The sequence below is a fragment of the Streptomyces sp. NPDC002536 genome (genome assembly GCF_053594995.1).
The window spans coordinates 1-13,606 of the sequence record NZ_JBSFWU010000147.1 but is presented as its reverse complement, the minus strand read 5'-3'; the positions used below and the strand labels follow the sequence as shown (position 1 = coordinate 13,606).

Sequence of the window (13,606 nt, the reverse complement as noted above, 5' to 3'; positions counted from 1 at the left end):
ACCAGTTCCCGGCAGGGACATCATGATGAGATGAGCACCGCCCTGTCGTCAGCGTTGTGGCACGTCACGTGCTACCTCGTCGGCAGACAGAAGCGCCCCCTCGGCCACGGCGGCCTGCTGCACGCTCTGCGCCGGGGAGTTCGCGCTCGCGGCCTGCGCGGGAGCGGCCAGCAGGGCCGCACCCAGTGCCAGGGCGACGACGGCGGACGCCCTGCGGGCGACGCGCGCTCGGAACCGTCCCTCGTGCTGCTGATCGGTCTTCATCCAGGCCCCCTGTTTCGGTGCTTCGGCAGTACTGATGCCCCGTAGGCGGCCGGGACGGGCGCACCGGGGGCGCCACCATTATCTGCACAGCCCCGCTCCGCAGCGCAGGGCGCATCCCGTGCTGTGCCGTGAGCCGGTGTGCTACCGGTCGTCAGGTGACGGTCTGGTCGCCGTCGGGAACGTCCTGGACGGTCACGGCGGTCCGCGGGACGCCGAGGCCGGCGGCCACCGCCCGCGCCAGGCCCCCGGGGTCGGGCCGCGTCGGGTAGGGGACGGCCTCCCCGTCGCCGTAGGCCTCGATGGCCTTGGTGAAGTAGCCCGGGTCCCAGGCACCCACGGCACCGCGCACCTCGACCGCGCGCACGGCGCGGGAGCCGACGCGCTGCTTCACCGCGGCCAGGATCGCGTCCGAGCGGTAGGCGCCGGGCACTTGGAACAGGCTGGCGTGGGCGCCGACCTTGCTCCCGTCGCGCAGCCGGACGGTGACGGTCAGGCAGCTGGTGACGGACGGGTAGACGATCGTGCCGCCGGGGCCGGTCTCCGCGACCTGCCCCTCGGTGATCCGGACCGTGGCGGCCGCGGGTGCGGCGGAGGCCGGGCGGGCCACCGCGACGGCGGCCGGGGCCAGTTGGAGGGCGAACGCGGTGCCGAGGGCGAGCAGCGCTCGCCCGGCGCGGACGGAGGGGACGGGCATGGCACTCCAGAATGAGCGGGGACTTCGGCCCCGCCATCCTAGAAACCGGCGCCGCGGCTCAGACCGTCGGTGTGCCCGGCTCGAAGCGGCTGCGCACCGCCGTCTGCACCTCGGCCTCCTCGGCCGGGTCGGAGGCCAGTCTGCGCAGCTGCTCGACGACCCGCGCATCGGCCGTGGTCGCATGGTGCGCGGCCAGCTCGCGGGTGGTCTCCTCGCAGTCCCAGAGGCACTCGACGGCGAACCCCGCGGCGAAGGACGGGTCCGTGGCGGCCAGGGCACGAGCGGCACGGCCGCGCAGGTGCGAGGAGGCGGTCTCGCGGTACACGTGCCGCAGGACGGGCGCGGCGCAGGCGATCTGCAGCCGCCCGGCCCCGTCGGCCAGTTCCCACAGCACGGGGGCGTCGCAGCCCTCGGCGCGCACGGTGCGGCGCAGGGCGTCGAGGACGAGCGCGGCGTCGTACTGCGCGCCCCGGCAGGCGAGCATCCCGGCCGCGGCGCCGCCCAGCGCGTCGCTGCGCCGGACCCAGGCGCGGGCGCGCTCCAGAGCGGCGGCACTGCGCATGCGCTCGAAGGCGGTGACGGCGGCCTCGGCGACCAGCGGGTCGGGGTCGTCGGCGGCGCCCTCGACCAGGTCGAGGGCCTGCGGGTCGTCGTGCTCGGCGAGGTAGCGCAGCGCGGTGGCGCGTGCGGCGCCCTCGCCGAAGGCGGCGGCCTCGATGATCTCCAGCCGGTCCTCGGGGCCGGCCACGGCGGTGAGGCAGCGGGTCGCCGGGACGTGGCGCAGCTGGACGGGGTGCTGGGCGAGGCCCTCCTGGGCCCAGTCGAGCACCTCGCGCACGCTCCAGCCGGGCCGGGGGCCCTGCGGGCGCAGCTGGCGCTGCCAGCGGTCGAAGGAGCCCTGCTCCTGCGCGGCGCACACCCGGGCCGCGGTGCGCGGGGAGTGCTGTTCGTCGGCCCACAGCCGCCAGGGGCGGGGCTCGAAGGCGTCGCGGACGGCGGCGGCGAGGGCGCCGTCGCCCTCGGGGGTGCGGGGGAAGCGGGCGAGGACCCGCTCGCCGAGGGCCGCGAGGGCGGCGTCGTCGTCGCGCAGGGCCAGCTCATCCAGGGCCCACGACCAGTTGGCTCCGTCGGCCGCGTAGCGGCGCAGCAGGCGCAGGGCGTCGTCGCGGCCGTAGGAGGCGAGGTGGCCGAGGACGGCGAGGGCCAGGCCGGTGCGCTCCTCGGCGGGGTCGGTCAGGTCGTCCGGGTCGAAGAGGTGCTGCTCGATCCCGCCGAGCCCGCCGTCGAGGTCCAGATACAGGCGTGCGTAGTACAGCGAGCGGTTCTCCAGCTGCCAGTCGCGCCGCGGGTCGCGGAGCACGCAGTGGTTCAGCACCGCGAGCGCCTCCGCACGCGGCGCCGCGAGGGCATGCAGGGTCCCGTCGCCGCGGCCTCGCTGGAGGAGGCCGAGCAGGGTGCCGCTGGGCGCTATGTCTGGATCGAACATGGGGTCAGCATCCGGTGCGGGGAGTCGGCTGGCAACGGGATTTCCTTCCGGACGGCATTCTTGCCGCTGTCCGCCCGTCCATGCCGGTGAACTGTGGAAACCGGGGGGCGCGGGCGCCCGCAGCCTACCTGGAAGCGACGGTTCCGCCGACCTGTGCCGGAAATGTCACGGTCATGTCCACGGCATATGCCGTCAGCACCACCGGATCGGGTATTGCCAAAGCCCTTACAGGCCGTCGCTGCCTGTGCAAGAGTCGTGACAGCAGTCGTCGAAGCGGCCGCTCCACCGAAGTATCCCGGAGCCGGCGCCACCGCCGCGCGTGTATCGGAGTCCTAGATGCCGTCCCCAGTGTCCGCGGACCGTTCCGCCGAGTCCCCCGAGCACGGCGCGGTCGACGCGCTCATCTCCCAGACCCGGCAGCTCAGAGGGGGTATCGACGCCGTGCGCCGGGAGGCCGCGGCGGACGCCGAGCAGTCCGACGACCCACGGCTGCGCTGGCAGCGCGCCCTGTGCGAGCTCGCCGCGCACCACGCGGACAATCTGGGCGAGCACCTGGACCAGCTCCGCGACGGCCCGCCCGCCACCGCACCGGCCGGGGAGCCGGCCGGCCCGGTGGCCCGGGGCCCGGCGGGCCGCGCGGGCAGTGCCGAGTGGAATCTCCTCAGCGACGCGGCCACCTGGTCCGACGAGCTCTACCGGATCTTCGGCCGCAGCCCCGAGGACGGTGCGCTGACCCTCGACGAGCTCCCCTCCTGGCTCCTGGAGGAGGACAGGCCGCAGCTGACCGCGATGGTCACCGACTGCCTGGTGGATGGCCGGCCGATCGACGGCGAGTTCCGCATCGTGCGCGGCGACGGCGCCGTGCGCACGGTGCACATGAAGGGCGAGCCGGTGCTGGACGCCGACGGCTGCACGGCCTCCATGTGGGCCGTGCTCCGGGACGTCAGCGAACTGCAGCGCTGCCGGAAGGCGATGCACGAGACCCGTGACTCGCTGCAGCACCAGCGGCACCGGGCGCAGACCGAGCACCGGCTCGCGGTCGAACTGCAGGAAGCCGTGCTGCCGTCGTGGCGCGGCTCCCTGCTGCTCCCGCCCGGTCCGGACCCCGCCCGCCCGCCGGCCGCGGGCGTGCTCGACCTCGCCGGGCACTACCTCCCTTCCGCCGTGAGCGCCCTCGTCGGCGGCGACTGGTTCGACGCCCTGCAACTGCCCGGCGGGCGGACGCTGCTGACCGTCGGCGGGCTCACCGGCCACGGGGTGGCCGCCACCTCCGGCATGGCGATGCTGCTGGGCGCGGTGCGCGGCATGGCGGTCGCAGGGACGGAGCCGGGCCCCCTGATGGGCTGGCTCAACCACCTGCTCGACGCCTCCGTACAGCCCGCCCTGGGCAGCGCCCTCTGCTGCTGCTACGACCCCGGGAGCCGCACCCTGCTGTGGTCCCAGGCCGGACACCCCGCCCCGCTGCTCTTCCGCGACGGCACGGGCCGGGCGCTCCGGACGCCGGCGGGCGTACTGCTCGGCGCCGTCGCCGACGCCGAGTACGCCCAGGCCCGGGACGAACTGCTGCCCGGCGACGTGCTCGTCCTGCACACCGAGGGCCTCTCCCCCGACGCCGGACGGCTGCTGGACCTGGCGCCGCGCTTCGCCGCGGCGCACACCGCCCAGGACTGCGTACGGGCCGTGCTGGAGAGGTTCGGCGGCACGGAGCGCGGGGACGACGGCTGTGTGCTGATCGCCCGCATCGGCTCCTGAGCCCGGTCCGCCCGCGGCTGCTGCCGCAGCCGCGGGCGATCACGCCGGTGCCGTCCGGCCCGTCGCCGGAGGCTTGGGCATCACCCGCCGGAGATCCTGCCGCAGCTCGTCGATCCGCGAGCTGCCCGTGTACCTCCCGGTGAGCCGGTACATCTCGCGCAGCCGGTCCCAGGTGCGGTGCGAGGACGTGTCGCCGATGGTGAGCAGCGCCAGCCGGGCGTAGCAGTCCGCCTGTTCGGGATCGCCCGCGATGAAGCAGGCCGAGGCGATCGAGATGTGGTCGAAGATCTGCGAGCGCTGGCGGCCGTTCTCCCGCAGGTCGAGCGCCTCCTTGGCGTGCCGCTGGGCCGGGGCCGCCGCCGTCGGCTCGTGCTCGGCGAGCGTGCGGTAGGCGAGCCCCTGCATGCCGTGCATGTCCGCCTCGTTGAACAGCTGCATCCAACTCGGCGGCGGCACATCGCCCTTGTCGGAGACGAACAGGTCCTCGGCCTTGCCGAGGGTGCGGCGCATCGCCTGCCCCTGGCCCTTCGAGGCCTGCGCCCAGGCCTCGATGGTGTGGAACATGGCGCGGGTGCGCGGCAGGGTCTCGTCGCCGCAGCCGGACTGGGCCAGCTTCATCAGGTCCAGGGCGTCGTCCGGGCGGCCGAGGTGCACCATCTGGCGGGCGGCGCGGGAGAGCGCCTCCGCGGCCCGGGGCCGGTCGCCGCCCTCGCGGGCCGCGTGTGCGGCGATCACGAAGTACTTCTGGGCGGTGGGCTCCAGGCCCACGTCGTGGGACATCCAGCCGGCGAGCACCGCCAGGTTGGCGGCGACTCCCCAGAGCCTGCGCTGGAGATGGTCGGGGTGGTGGTACTGGAGCATGCCGCCCACCTCGTTGAGCTGGCCCACCACGGCCTTGCGCTGGAGGCCGCCGCCGCGGGAGGCGTCCCAGGCGCGGAAGACCTCGACCGAGTGCTCCAGGGCGTCGATCTCCGTGGAGCCCACGGGCGTCGCCTCGTAGCGGTCGAAGGCGGCGGGGTCGGCGTGCACGGTGTGCGCACGCAACGGGTCGTCGAATCGGGGGGCGTCTGAGGCGAGGATGGGGTCGGTGTGCAGCCAGTCGTGCATCGCACTGCTGAGTGCCGATCCTGCGGCGAGCACGGCGCCCGCGCCCACCAAGCCGCGTCGGTTGAGCATGAGGTCCATTCCCGTGAATTCGGTGAGGACCGCGGCCGTCCGCTCGGGCGCCCATGGCAGCCCGTCCGGTGTCTGCACCTTGCTGCCGGCCCGCCCGCGACGGCCGAAGCCGAGGTCCTCGATGGTCACGACACGGCCGAGGCGCTCGGTGAAGAGGGCTGCCAGCACCCTGGGCACGGGATCGCGCGGGGACTCCCCCGTGTCGATCCAGCGCCGCACCCGCGAGGTGTCGGTCGCCAGCTGCGGGTGGCCCATGGCCGCCGCCTGCCGGTTCACAAGTCTCGCGAGCTCGCCCTTGGACCATCCGGCCAGGCCGAACAGGTCCATGAGGCGGGTGTTGGGTTCCCTCGTCACGTCAAGCCCCCAGGTTCCTCGGCTGACTTGAAGGTATCGGCCCGTCATGGGCCAGGCGAGTATTCGCCAGGGTTCGCCAGGGTGCGCCAGATGGTGTGCCACCAGGCCGGGGGTGTGATGTAGAAACGCGCAACCCCGGCCGCCCGGTTGCCGGACCGCATTCCCCAGGGTGCGGGACGGCCCGGGGACCGGGAGTGCCGCATTCGCCGACACGAAGGGATCTGTTCCGCCCATGTATGCAGCATCGACCTCCGTGTCCGCTCCGCCCCGGCCGCTCCGCCCTCAGCAGAGCGGCAGCGGCCCGTACCTCGACCCCTCCCACGCCGTGGGGGCCGCGTTCGGGGGCGGACGGGCGCGGAGGGGCCCGGGGCTCGGCGCCCAACCGCTCAGCGGGAGAATCGACTTGTCCGGCCCTCAGGGCGCGCAGCTGCGCACGGCGATCGCTTCGGTGCATCGCATCTGCCCCGAGTTCAACCCCGTTCAGGTGCTGCGCCGCAGCGGCCGCTCGGTCCTGCTGGTCGGCACCACCGGACGTACGACGGCCGTGGCCAAGTGTTTACTTGATCACTCCCCGTCCTGGGCCGAGCGCTTCCGGCACGAAATAGCCACATACCGGGCCTTCGTGCGGCACCGTCCCCCGGTGCGGGTTCCCCGGCTGATCGCCGCCGACCCCGACAACTGCACGCTGGTCATCGAGCGTATGCCCGGGCGCCCTGCCGCCGTCCAGCGGCACCCGGTGGATACGCTCCCCCGCGCGGATGTCAGGGCGGCGCTCGGCGCGGTGTGCCGGGTCAACCTCTGGCGTCCGCCCGCCGGGATGTTCGACATGCCGCTCGACTACGGCAAGCGCATCGCCCGTTACCACGAGCTGGGCCTGCTGACCGACCGGGACATGGGCGACCTGCAGAAGCTGCTGCACGGTCTGGCCCATGTGCAGGGGCAGTTCTGCCACGGGGACGCCCTGCTCTCCAACGTCCTGCTCTCCCCCGCCGGTCCGGTGCTCGTCGACTGGGACCACGCCGGCTGGTACCTCCCGGGGTACGACCTGGCCACGCTGTGGGCGGTGCTGGGGGACGCCCCGGTGGCGCGGCGTCAGATCAGCCAGCACGCCCAGGCCGCGGGACCCACGTCCCGGGACGCCTTCCTGGTGAACCTGATGCTGGTGCTGACCCGCGAGATCCGGACGTACGAGACGGCCGTGCAGCGTGCCCTGCACGAACCGGCCGCCCCCGGCAGTGCGGAGACGGGCGAGGAGCAGCGCCTGCTGCTCCGTCGGCTGCACGACGACTGCGCGCTGGCCAGGCGCGCGGTCAGGGCCGCCGTCGGCACACGATGAGCCCCGGCGCCCCGTAAGGGGCGCGGGGAACTGCGCGATCAGCCACGACGCGCCCGCAGTCGAGGTTCTCCCCCAGCTACCGCTGGGAGGTGCCCCCAGGGTCTTCGCCCCGGACCCCTGGGGTAGTGCGTCGACTGCGGGCCGGCTGTGGCTGGTCGCGCAGTTCCCCGCGCCCCTTACGGGGCGCTGCAAGCCCGAGGCGCCGCGCACCCTTGCGCGGCGCCTCGGCGTGTCGGCTGCACCGAACCGTCGTCACCAATCCGGGTGAGGGCCGTCCGGACGGGCCTCCGGGCCCGCCCGCGAAACGCCTGGCGCGGACGTTGACGTGCGCATTGCGGCCCCTTCAGTCTGATTGACGGATCGTCTGATCCCACAAGGGCTCTTGGTAGGTTCGCTCCATCCCGGTCCGCGTGCGTCTGCGTGTTCAGCGCACGGCACGGTCCGTCCAGAGGAGGCCGCATTGCGAGGCTCGCAGCACCACCGGTCACGTCAGGTGTCCCGCAGAGGGTTCCGAAGAAGCCGCCGTACACTCCGGGCGGCCGGCGCAGTCGCGTCGGCCGCTCTGCTGCTCCCGGTGGTCGCAGCCGCCCCCGCGGTGCCGGCCGAGCAGCCGCAGTCCGCTTCCCTGCAAAGGGAGTTCGCCGAAGCCGCCGCGAAGTATCACGTCCCGCAGAGCGTGCTGCTCGGCGTCGCCTATCTGGAGTCGCGGTGGGACTCCCACGCCGGGGCCCCCAGCGTCACCGGCGGCTACGGCCCGATGCACCTGACCGACGCCGCCACCGCCGTGGCCGCCGCGGGCGAGCGGGACGAGGCCGCCGGGGACGCCCGCGGCGAATCCGACCGGCCGCGCGCCGGCCGCATGTCCGTCCCCGTTGCCGTCCCGGTACCGGCGGAGCTCCCCGCCCGGCTGCGGACCCTGCCCCGCGCCGCCGCCCTCACCGGACTGCCCGCCGGGCAGCTGCGCAGCAGCACCGCGGCCAACCTGCAGGGCGGTGCGGCCCTGCTCGCCGACGCACAGAAGCGGCTGGGCCTGGCGGCCGGCGGCAGCCCGGCCGAGTGGTACGGAGCGGTGGCCGCGTACTCCGGCGCCACCGACTCGGCAACGGCGGCCACCTTCGCCGACGACGTCTTCGACGCGATCCGCGGCGGCCGGCAGCGCACCACGGACGCGGGTCAGGCCGTCTCCCTGCCCGGCGCCCCCGGGCTCGTCCCCCGCACCGAGCAGCTCGGCCGGCTCGGGCTGCCGGGGCTGCAGCACGGGGACCAGGTGGAGTGCCCCCGCTCGGTGGCCTGCGAGTCGATCCCCGCGCCGTACCAGAAGCTCGACAACGGCAAGGACTACGGCAACCACGACGTCGCCGACCGGCCCGGCTCGCAGAAGGTCGACTTCATCGTCGTCCACGACACCGAGGGCACCTGGGAGGGCACGGTCAAGCTGGTCCAGGACCCGACGTATGTCTCCTGGAACTACACGGTGCGCTCCAACGACGGGCACATCGCCCAGCACGTGCCGACCAAGGATGTGGCCTGGCACGCGGGCAACTGGTACGTGAACGCCAAGTCGGTGGGCATCGAGCACGAGGGCTTCCTGGCCCAGCCCGACGCCTGGTACACGGAGGAGATGTACCTGTCGTCCGCCAAGCTGGTGCGCTACCTGGCCCAGAAGCTGGACATCCCGCTGGACCGCCAGCACATCCTGGGGCACGACAACGTCCCCGGCACCACCGCGGCCACAATCAAGGGCATGCACACCGACCCCGGCCCCTACTGGGACTGGGACCACTACTTCGGTCTGCTGGGCAAGCGCTTCCGCTCCACGGCGAGCCCCTTCAGCGGCATGGTCACCATCGACCCGGACTACGACGAGAACCGCCCGGACTACACCGGCTGCGTCAAGCCCGGCGAGCCCTGCGCCCCGCACGGCTCGGGCGCGGTGCGGCTGCGCACCGGGCCGGACGAGAAGGCGCCGCTGGTGCAGGACGTCGGGCTGCACGGCGACGCCCCGTCCACGACGGACGTCAACGACACGGGCGCCCGCGCCTCCACCGGGCAGCAGTTCGCCGTCGCCGACCGCCAGGGCGACTGGACGGCCGTCTGGTACCTGGGGCAGAAGGCCTGGTTCCACAACCCGTGGTGGCAGCCGACGGCCCTGTTCGCGAGCGGCGAGTTCGTCACTCCGCGGGAGGGGCTGGACGAGATCCCGGTGTACGGGCGGGCCTTCCCCGAGAAGGAGGCCTATCCGCAGGGCGTCCCCGTCCAGACCGTGGAGCCGCTGCCGTACAGGATCCCTGCCGGGCAGGCCTACGTGCTGGGTCAGCGGTCCCCGAGCGAGTACCTGTGGGCGACCACCTTCGAGCCCGCGGGCCACAAGGTGATCCGTGGCAAGGACGTCTACTACGAGATCCAGTTCGGGCACCGGGTGGCCTTCGTCAAGGCCTCGGACGTCACGCTCCGGGCCTCGAACCGCTGAGCCCCCGTCCGACCCCCGTCCGAACAGTGCAGGAGCCCGGCACGGCCGTCGCCGTGCCGGGCTCCTGTCCGGTCGAAAGGGGGCTCAGCCCGCCTGGAACATCTCCGCGGGCAGCGGCTTGAGCAGCTGGTACAGGTCGTCGGTGATCGGCCGGTCCCAGCTGGCGATGGTGACGAGCACGCCGTCGCTGCGGTCGAACTGGGTGCAGGAGATACGGCCCTCGGAGCACTTCAGCCGGCGCACGATGAGGAGGTTGTCCTCGTGCATCACGGGGACGTCCTCGCTCTCCAGCACCTCCACCTCCTCCTCGTTGCCCAGGGCCGCGAGCAGCTGGGCCACCTCGAAGGGCACCTGGCCCTCGGCGAGCTCCCGGGCCGGGGAGCCCTCGGGCAGATTGCCGATGATCATCGCGGGGCCGCGTCCGCCGAACAGGTCGTAGCGGAGGAAGACGCCCTGGCAGCTCCCGTCGGGCGCGGGCAGCAGCCCGGCCCCGAGATCGCCCGGCCAGTCCCCCGGGTCCATGGCGAGGACGTCGAAGTCCGGCCCGGCGGGGGTGGCGGCGCTGCGGCGGCGGAGGAAGGACATGCCACCATCCTACGGGGGCGCCGACGCCGTGGAGGCCGGGGCACTGCCGCGTGCGTCAGGTGAGGTCGAACTCGCCCTCGCGGGCGCCGAGGACGAAGGCGCGCCACTCCCCCGGCGGGAAGATCAGCTTCGGGCCGTCCGGGTTGCCTCCGCTGCGCATGGCGACGAAGCCCTCGACGAAGGCGACCTGGACTCCGCTCGTGCGTCCCTGGCTGCTCGTCTGCCAGGTGGCGTTGGCGAGGTCGAGATCGGGGGCCGCTTCACCCGCCCATGCTTGCATCGTGCCGTCCACCACGTCCGCACTCCTCCCGGCTCGTCGTCCCGGCCCCAACCCTAGCGAGCGATGCCGCTGCCGCACAGGCCGCCCGCACGGGTTCCGTCAGGCGTCGGGCGGCCGGTCGCCCACGAGCCACATGGAGAAGAACTGCGCCCCGCCGCCGTAGGCGTGGCCCAACGCCCGGCGGACGCCGTCCACTTGGTGCTCGCCCGCTCGGCCCCTCACCTGAAGTGCCGCCTCCGCGAAGCGGATCAGGCCGCTGGCGCCGATGGGGTTGGTGGACAGGACGCCGCCGGACGGGTTGACGGGCAGGCCCCCGTCGAGCGCGGTCGCCCCGGACTCGGTGAGCTTCCAGCCCTCGCCCTCGGCGGCGAAGCCGAGGTTCTCCAGCCACATCGGCTCGTACCAGCTGAAGGGGACGTACAGTTCGGCCACGTCGACCTCGCGGCGCGGGTCGGTGATCCCGGCCTGGCGGTAGACGTCGGCCGCGCAGTCGCGGCCCGCGCGGGGCGAGACGAAGTCCTTGCCGGCGAAGAGCGTCGGTTCGCTGCGCATGGCGCCGCCGTGCAGCCAGGCGGGCGGATGCGGCGAACGGGCCGCGCCGGCCCGGCCGGTGAGGACGACGGCGCAGGCGCCGTCGGAGGAGGGGCAGGTCTCGGAGTAGCGGACGGGGTCCCACAGCATGGGCGAGGAGCGCACCTTCTCCAGGGTGATGCCGTGCTCGTGAAGGTGGGCGTAGGGGTTCTTCAGGGCGTTGCGGCGGTCCTTGTAGGCGACCAGGGAGCCCACACCGGGCGGTGCGCCGGTGCGCCGGATGTAGGCGCGGACGTGCGGTGCGAAGAAGCCTCCGGCGCCCGCGAGCAGGGGCGGCTGGAAGGGGACGGGCAGCGACAGGCCCCACATGGCGTTGGACTCGGACTGCTTCTCGAAGGCGAGGGCGAGGACGGTCCCGTGGATGCGGGCGGCGACGAGGTTGGCCGCGACAAGGGCGGTGGAGCCGCCGACCGAACCGGCGGTGTGCACCCGCAGGACGGGTTTGCCCGCGGCGCCGAGTGCGTCGGCGAGGTGGAGCTCGGGCATCATGACGCCCTCGAAGAAGTCGGGGGCCTTGCCGAGGACGACGGCCTCGACGTCGGGCCAGTCCAACTCGGCGTCGTCGAGGGCGCGTCGGGCGGCCTCGCGGACGAGTCCGGCGATCGAGACGTCGCGGCGGGCAGCGGCGTGTTTCGTCTGGCCGATCCCGACGACGGCGACGGGCTCCTTGTGGACGGCGTGGACGGCGCTCACGGTCGCTCCCCCTCCAGGACGGCGACGAGGTTGTGCTGCAGGCACGGGCCCGACGTGGCGTGGGCCAGGGCCCGGTCCGACTCGCCGCGCCGGATGCGGTCCGCGGCCTCGCCGATGCGGATCAGGCCCGTGGCCATGACGGGGTCGGCGGCCGGTGCGCCGCCGGACGGGGTGACCACGACGTCGTCGGTCAGCCGCAGTTCCCTGCGCAGGATCATCTCCTGGGCGGGGTGGGCCGCGTGGAGTTCGGCGGTGTCCACGGGCGCCTCGAAGGCCCCGGCGTGTTCGGCGGCGAGGCGGGTGGAGGGCGACCGCGTGAGGTCGCGCACGCCCAGGGCCTGGGGCTCGATGCGGTGGTCGATGCCGTGGATCCAGGCGGGGCGTGCGCACATCGCGCGGGCCCGGTCCCCGGCGGCGAGCACCACGGCCGCGGCGCCGTCGACGACCCTGCTGCCGGGACCGGGGGGCACGGTTTCGCCCGCGTCGGCGAGGGCCTGTGCCTGGAGGCCGGCGAGGGCGGCCGGTCCGGGCCACAGCGGGGCCGTGTAGTAGGGGTCGAGCTGCCGAGTGAGGACGTCCTCCAACTCGCCGGCCGTGGGCTTGCCATAGGCGTAGACGAGGGCGGTGTCCGCCTCTCCGGTGAGCAGTTTCACCCAGGCCTCGTACAGGGCCCAGGCCCCGTCGGCCTCCACGTGGGACTCGGCGATCGGCGGCCAGGCTCCGACGCCGTCGAGGGCCATGGTGAAGGAGAAGGGCCGGCCCGCGAGGTAGTCGCTGGAGCCCGAGCAGGTGAAGTCGGCCTCGCCGGGGGCCAGTCCGGCCTGTGCGAGCGCGTCGGTGAGGACGGGCAGCAGCATCTCGGTCTCCGACAGCCCCGCTTCGGGGGCCACGTTCTGTGCGAAGGCGACGACGGCGATGTCCCGTAAGTGGCCGGTCACAGCAGGTCCTTGTAGGTCTCGTAGGCGGCGTCGGGCTCGCCGGCGGGCCGGTAGCGGTCGGGGTGGCGGCCGTCGCCGGTCCATACGGGCTCGACGCGCAGGCCCATGCGCACCTGCTCGCAGGGGATCCCGGCGATGCGGCCGTGGAGGGCGAGGCCGGCGCCGTCGAGCGCGATGTGGGCGTAGACGTAGGGCACGTCGATGTCCAGGTGCCGTGCCTTGATGTTGACCACGCAGAAGGTGGTGACGGTGCCGCGGGGGCCGACCTCGACCTCTTCGGTGGTGGCGGTGCCGCAGGTGGGGCAGACGCCGCGGGGCGGTACGTACACCTTGCGGCAGGCGGGGCAGCGTTCGCCGGTGATGCGGTGCCGGGCGAGGGCTTCGAGGTGGCGGCTCTGGGCGTGGCCGGGGGTGTAGGTGTAGTCGAGGCGGGCGGGGGTGGTGATGCCGGTGACGGGGGCGGCGAACAGCCCGTCGTGCGGGGTGGCTTGAGTCCTCTCGGCCGCACCCTCGTACGGCTCGAAGCAGGCGATGTCGGTGATGGCGCCCGTACGCTCGGCCGCCCAGCGGATGCGGACCCGCATGCCGGTGCGCACGGCCCCGGGCGCGGGGGCGTCGAGGGCGTGCAGCAGGGCGGTGTCGGCGCCGTCGAGGCGGACGAGCACCCAGGCGAAGGGGGTGCGCAGCGGCCGGTTGGGGCGCGGGGCGGGGTCCCAGGACCAGGTGGTGACGGTGCCGGTGCTGCCGACCTCGACGAGGTCGCGGAGTTCCTCGGCGGTGCCGGGGTCGTACTCGACGGGCGGGACGAGCACCCGGCCGCCGGCGGTGCGCACGCCGAGGACGGTGCGTTCACGCAGGCCGGTGAGGAAGGCGCTCTGCACGGGCCCGAGGGCGGAGGAGACGCCCGGGACGCGCTTCTTGTAGGCCACGCGCGTCCCGTCGGGCGAGAGGGAAGGGCACTCCACGTTCGTGTGCAGGGTGCGCAGC

The 13,606-nt window shown here is 73.9% G+C and carries 12 protein-coding genes; 3 read left to right on the top strand and 9 right to left on the bottom strand.

Translation table 11 applies throughout. The features are described 5' to 3' along the window. Positions 1–48 precede the first annotated feature (48 nt). The 3 genes from ACWD4B_RS32710 to ACWD4B_RS32700 all read right to left on the bottom strand — a co-directional run bounded on the left by ACWD4B_RS32710 (position 49) and on the right by ACWD4B_RS32700 (position 2,444). Positions 49–264, bottom strand: coding sequence for a hypothetical protein (locus tag ACWD4B_RS32710; protein WP_451424168.1), 216 nt, complete (start codon positions 262–264; stop codon positions 49–51). Between the two features lie 151 nt (positions 265–415). Beyond that, on the bottom strand, positions 416–958 hold the full coding sequence (locus ACWD4B_RS32705) for a hypothetical protein (RefSeq protein ID WP_451424167.1): 543 nt from the start codon (positions 956–958) through the stop codon (positions 416–418). 58 nt (positions 959–1,016) lie between these two features. Then, entirely contained in the window at positions 1,017–2,444 is a 1,428-nt protein-coding gene (locus ACWD4B_RS32700) for a HEAT repeat domain-containing protein (RefSeq protein WP_451424166.1), read from the bottom strand. 336 nt (positions 2,445–2,780) lie between these two features. Between ACWD4B_RS32700 and ACWD4B_RS32695 the strand changes: the two genes are divergently transcribed. Further along, positions 2,781–4,196, top strand: a complete 1,416-nt coding sequence (locus ACWD4B_RS32695) for a PP2C family protein-serine/threonine phosphatase (RefSeq protein WP_451424165.1) — start codon at positions 2,781–2,783, stop codon at positions 4,194–4,196. 39 nt (positions 4,197–4,235) lie between these two features. Here ACWD4B_RS32695 and ACWD4B_RS32690 read toward each other — a convergent pair whose 3' ends face one another. Continuing rightward, the gene (locus tag ACWD4B_RS32690) at positions 4,236–5,726 is read right to left on the bottom strand and encodes a DNA-binding protein NsdB (RefSeq protein ID WP_451424164.1); all 1,491 of its coding nucleotides are present in this window, start codon (positions 5,724–5,726) and stop codon (positions 4,236–4,238) included. A gap of 232 nt (positions 5,727–5,958) precedes the next feature. Between ACWD4B_RS32690 and ACWD4B_RS32685 the strand changes: the two genes are divergently transcribed. Together ACWD4B_RS32685 and ACWD4B_RS32680 are read left to right on the top strand one after the other, a co-directional pair. Continuing rightward, positions 5,959–7,062 (top strand): aminoglycoside phosphotransferase family protein, encoded by a 1,104-nt coding sequence (locus ACWD4B_RS32685; RefSeq protein WP_336411021.1) that lies wholly within the window; start codon positions 5,959–5,961, stop codon positions 7,060–7,062. A gap of 460 nt (positions 7,063–7,522) precedes the next feature. Next, positions 7,523–9,532 (top strand): N-acetylmuramoyl-L-alanine amidase, encoded by a 2,010-nt coding sequence (locus tag ACWD4B_RS32680; protein WP_451424163.1) that lies wholly within the window; start codon positions 7,523–7,525, stop codon positions 9,530–9,532. A gap of 84 nt (positions 9,533–9,616) precedes the next feature. Here the strand turns inward: ACWD4B_RS32680 and ACWD4B_RS32675 are convergent, their stop codons facing one another. From ACWD4B_RS32675 to ACWD4B_RS32655, 5 genes are all read right to left on the bottom strand, one after another. Beyond that, entirely contained in the window at positions 9,617–10,117 is a 501-nt protein-coding gene (locus tag ACWD4B_RS32675) for a hypothetical protein (protein WP_451424162.1), read from the bottom strand. Between the two features lie 55 nt (positions 10,118–10,172). Then, entirely contained in the window at positions 10,173–10,397 is a 225-nt protein-coding gene (locus tag ACWD4B_RS32670; protein ID WP_336411219.1) for a DUF397 domain-containing protein, read from the bottom strand. A gap of 99 nt (positions 10,398–10,496) precedes the next feature. Beyond that, a complete protein-coding gene (locus tag ACWD4B_RS32665; RefSeq protein WP_451424161.1) occupies positions 10,497–11,681 on the bottom strand; it encodes a thiolase domain-containing protein in 1,185 nt (394 codons plus the stop codon). Further along, on the bottom strand, positions 11,678–12,619 hold the full coding sequence (locus ACWD4B_RS32660; protein WP_451424160.1) for a lipid-transfer protein: 942 nt from the start codon (positions 12,617–12,619) through the stop codon (positions 11,678–11,680). The genes ACWD4B_RS32665 and ACWD4B_RS32660 overlap by 4 nt, the downstream gene beginning before the upstream one ends. Next, entirely contained in the window at positions 12,616–13,548 is a 933-nt protein-coding gene (locus ACWD4B_RS32655; RefSeq protein WP_451424169.1) for a Zn-ribbon domain-containing OB-fold protein, read from the bottom strand. The genes ACWD4B_RS32660 and ACWD4B_RS32655 overlap by 4 nt, the downstream gene beginning before the upstream one ends. Positions 13,549–13,606 lie beyond the last annotated feature (58 nt).

Bases quoted from the DNA above. Each gene is read 5' to 3' on its own strand.
- ACWD4B_RS32710 (WP_451424168.1), bottom strand. From the start codon at position 264: ATGAAGACCGATCAGCAGCACGAGGGACGGTTCCGAGCGCGCGTCGCC.
- ACWD4B_RS32705 (WP_451424167.1), bottom strand. From the start codon at position 958: ATGCCCGTCCCCTCCGTCCGCGCCGGGCGAGCGCTGCTCGCCCTCGGC.
- ACWD4B_RS32700 (WP_451424166.1), bottom strand. From the start codon at position 2,444: ATGTTCGATCCAGACATAGCGCCCAGCGGCACCCTGCTCGGCCTCCTC.
- ACWD4B_RS32695 (WP_451424165.1), top strand. From the start codon at position 2,781: ATGCCGTCCCCAGTGTCCGCGGACCGTTCCGCCGAGTCCCCCGAGCAC.
- ACWD4B_RS32685 (WP_336411021.1), top strand. From the start codon at position 5,959: ATGTATGCAGCATCGACCTCCGTGTCCGCTCCGCCCCGGCCGCTCCGC.
- ACWD4B_RS32675 (WP_451424162.1), bottom strand. From the start codon at position 10,117: ATGTCCTTCCTCCGCCGCCGCAGCGCCGCCACCCCCGCCGGGCCGGAC.
- ACWD4B_RS32670 (WP_336411219.1), bottom strand. From the start codon at position 10,397: ATGCAAGCATGGGCGGGTGAAGCGGCCCCCGATCTCGACCTCGCCAAC.